Annotated in this window: 3 protein-coding genes; all 3 read left to right on the plus strand. The window is 39.9% G+C overall.

The window, feature by feature from the left end:
• Positions 1-328: 328 nt before the first annotated feature.
• Positions 329-2,161 (plus strand): protein kinase domain-containing protein, encoded by a 1,833-nt coding sequence (locus tag CK510_RS27805; protein WP_095724730.1) that lies wholly within the window; start codon positions 329-331, stop codon positions 2,159-2,161.
• A 372-nt stretch (positions 2,162-2,533) separates the two neighbouring features.
• A complete protein-coding gene (locus CK510_RS27810; protein ID WP_095724731.1) occupies positions 2,534-2,794 on the plus strand; it encodes a Nif11-like leader peptide family natural product precursor in 261 nt (86 codons plus the stop codon).
• 165 nt (positions 2,795-2,959) lie between these two features.
• Positions 2,960-3,595, plus strand: a complete 636-nt coding sequence (locus tag CK510_RS27815) for an ABC transporter permease (RefSeq protein WP_095724732.1) — start codon at positions 2,960-2,962, stop codon at positions 3,593-3,595.
• The last annotated feature ends 79 nt before the right edge of the window (positions 3,596-3,674 follow it).

A 3,674-nucleotide genomic window follows, 5' to 3' on the forward strand; every position in this document is an offset into this window, starting at 1 on the left:
TATAAGTAACCAGACAGAATTAATTACAATACAGATTCTTGGATATCTTTGATAGGTAATAATTTCAGCCCAAGTTTTGTGTAATTAATTGTGTCCAACTACTTACAAGGTGTTTTATTTTTATATTGGTATCTGCCTGCCAAAAACAGCAAACACTCAATCAACACTCAATTAAGAGTGTAATTAGAAAAAACCAACACATCAGTAGGGGAAATCCGCAAAATGTATTGCTTAAGTCTTTCAAAAAAAGAAATTGCGTGCTAATAAAACGGATTCAAATTGCCAAGAGATTCATCAGTAAAGTAATAATTATTATCGCTGTCGGAACATGATAGGTCAGTTACTCGCAGGGCATTATAAAGTCCTTAAAGTGTTAGGTGAGGGGGGATTTGGGCAAACCTACATAGTTGAGGATATTCATCTTCCCGGTCATCCACAGTGCGTTCTTAAACATATCAAACCCACTAGTACCGAGCCGCAAGTTCTGGAAACTTCAAGAAGACTATTTCAGCGCGAAGCGGAAATCCTCCAAAAGTTGGGTGATACCCTCAAAGAATCACTACGTCAGTGCAACCAAATACCCAAAATACCCAGGTTGTTAGCTTACTTCGAGGAGAACCAAGAATTTTACTTAGTTCAGGAATTTATTCGGGGACATACACTCAGTCACGAACTCGCAGACGGACAAAAATGGACTGAAGGACAAGTTACTTTAATGCTGACTGAAATACTCAGCATTTTGGAAATTGTCCACAACCACGGGGTTATACATCGCGACATCAAGCCTGACAATATCATTAGGCGCGAATCTGACGGTCAATTGGTTTTGATTGATTTTGGTGCGATTAAGCAACTGCGAAGCTCAACGGCAGTAGGAGAACCACAGCAGCGTGTCACGATCGCAATTGGAACTCCTGGTTATATGCCTTCGGAACAAACTCGACGTTTACCGCGATCGAGTAGCGATATTTACGCTTTAGGAATGATGGGTATCCAAGCGATTACTGGAGTCAACCCCCGCGAACTTGAGGATGATCCCAATACAGGAGAATTTCTGTGGCAACATCTAACCCCTGTTACACCAGGATTAGCTACGGTTTTGACTAAGATGACTCGCTACCATTTCAAAGAGCGCTACCAGTCAGCAGCAGAAGCACTCCAAGCACTACGAGATTTACGGAATTTAGTTGAAGCTCCAACTGTGACTCCAATGACAGCATCGGCAAACTATCAATCAATAAATCATCAATCAACCAATCAAGAATCAACAAATTATGAATCAACCAATTATCACACCCTACATGAGTTGACATTGGAATGGCACGAAGACGGAGAAATTAGAACCTGTACAATCGAAGAAAATCAGCAAAGCAAAAACTTTGGTCGAATTAGAATCGGACGCGACCCGCAAGTATGCGATATTATTATCCCAGAAGTAACAGTATCTGCCTTGCACGCGGAAATATTTTTTAACGGTTTAAAAAATAGATTTTACATCCGTAACCTGCGGCAAAAAAATCCTCCTATTGTTGATGGACAAATGCTTTTGGCAGGAGAAATGCTCTTAACAACGGGTAGTAGTTTGCGCTTGGGTAGACAACAATTTAAAGTCAGTAATATCAACATCAAGCAAGTTCCTGTGGAACATGTGTTTTACAGCGAAAATAAATCTAATGCCATACCTACAGAAAACTTTGCGATCGCACCAAACTACGAACCCATTACTAAAACAGCACCTCCACAACAAGCAATCCACTCCCAACGTCAACAAGCTCAATCCCGATCCAAACCATCGGTTATTTCACCAATACCCCAGCACAAACCTTTTGTGATGGGAATGGGAATGGCTGCGGTTGTAACTATGGTAGGTGGTTTAGTTCTCCTACAAACAGGCACTATGGGTAAAAGCTACTCCAGCTATTCCGAACACAACTTCATTGCCCAACAACCCAAACTTTGCCGAGTAATCACCTCAACAGGTGGTAACTATATGGCAAAATTGCGTCCCGAACCACAAACAGAAATTGGGGCTATGAAACAACTAAGTCCAGGGGAAAAAGTCTTATTCTTGAAGCTTCACGGCGATTTTGTTAAAGTTCGACTTGCTGACGGCACTCAAGGTTGGGTATTTGGCGACCAAATAAAGCGCTGCAACACTTGACCAAGGTAAGTATAGTGGCAGTAAATATTTTTACATTTATATCGGGATACGGCATTGCCGTGCCCGATATATTTTTGGCTTTTATGCACAAACAACTTTTTTTGTCATCCCTCTTAGATATAAATTAAAATTATTGCTTCACACTAGTGTTATTTCTGTCTTTTTTATGTAGAATACTGAGACTCCCTAGTCATCGGCAGCTTCAGTTTTAGACAAATTTCATCTTTGGAACAAAAAATTATTATTTGCTTCTCAATTTTTATCCGTGAGACACCGTTTGACTGATGGATAATGGTTTATCCTTGGGAATTATCCTGAGAGGCAATGTAGCTTTTAGAGAGCGCAAAGTAACAAATCAATCTGAGGGGGAGTATGTCTTTAGAACAAGTTGATGCCTTTTACAATATGGTAGCGTCAGACCAAGGGATTTATGAGCAGTATTATAATGGTTGCTGCATCCGTGGTTTTTTCGGAATTTGGAATTGGGATAAAACGAAGATTGTTGATTTTGCTGCTTCGCTAGGTTTTGAATTTACGGAAAGCGACCTTGATATGGCATTATTTGAAAGTGGTGCGGGGGTAGTTCAGTATCCGGATAGTTCTTCTGGTTACGAACATATCCATAGTTATTAGTGTTTTTGGGTAATGTTGGGTAAGAATATCAACCTTCAATTAATTTCTGGTTTAATAAATACAAAGTTATATTCTGAATATAGAGACGTTACTTGTAGCGTCTCTAATTTGTTTTTTATTGAAAATTCAGCAATATATTATGTCTCCCTACACCATTAACCAATAATGAACGATTTTTTCCTGATTAAATACGCACCTGAAATTTTACAACGAACCGGAGAACACTTATTTTTAGTCACAATTTCAATTGCGATCGCGACACTTGTAGGGATTCCGTTAGGCATTTTAATTACCCGTAAAAATAGCCTCCGTCAGCCGATTTTAGGGATTGCCAATATTTTACAAACAATTCCCAGTTTAGCCTTATTTGGCTTGTTGATTCCCGTACCTTACATTGGCGGAATTGGTCCGACTCCGGCAATTGTGGCATTAACTTTGTACTCTTTATTACCAATTATTCGGAATACATATACAGGAATTGTTGGAGTTAATGGGGCGGTAAGGGAAGCAGGGAAAGGAATGGGCATGAGCGATCGCCAACTTTTATTCCAAGTAGAAATACCACTAGCTATTGGTGTTATTTTGGCAGGTGTACGGGTAGCGACAGTAATTGCGATTGGGATTGCCACAATTGCCGCAGCGATTGGAGCAGGTGGTTTGGGAGTGTTTATTTTTCGAGGGATTGCGGTGGTTAATAATAATTTACTATTAGCTGGTGCAGTTCCCGCAGCTGCGATCGCATTACTAGCTGACTTTGCGATCGGTTGGTTGGAAAAACGTTTAACAATTCCAGGAAAGTAATTTTAAGGTGTTGTTTAAGAATTGTCGTAAATGCAGTACCTGTATATTCAATATATCCATCGATTGCACCTTTTATTAG

Origin of the sequence: Brunnivagina elsteri CCALA 953 (assembly GCF_002289455.1) — a bacterium.
In the GTDB taxonomy this organism is placed as follows: Bacteria; Cyanobacteriota; Cyanobacteriia; order Cyanobacteriales; family Nostocaceae; genus Brunnivagina; species Brunnivagina elsteri.

Bases quoted from the DNA above. Each gene is read 5' to 3' on its own strand.
- CK510_RS27815 (WP_095724732.1), top strand. From the start codon at position 2,960: ATGAACGATTTTTTCCTGATTAAATACGCACCTGAAATTTTACAACGA.
- CK510_RS27805 (WP_095724730.1), top strand. From the start codon at position 329: ATGATAGGTCAGTTACTCGCAGGGCATTATAAAGTCCTTAAAGTGTTA.
- CK510_RS27810 (WP_095724731.1), top strand. From the start codon at position 2,534: ATGTCTTTAGAACAAGTTGATGCCTTTTACAATATGGTAGCGTCAGAC.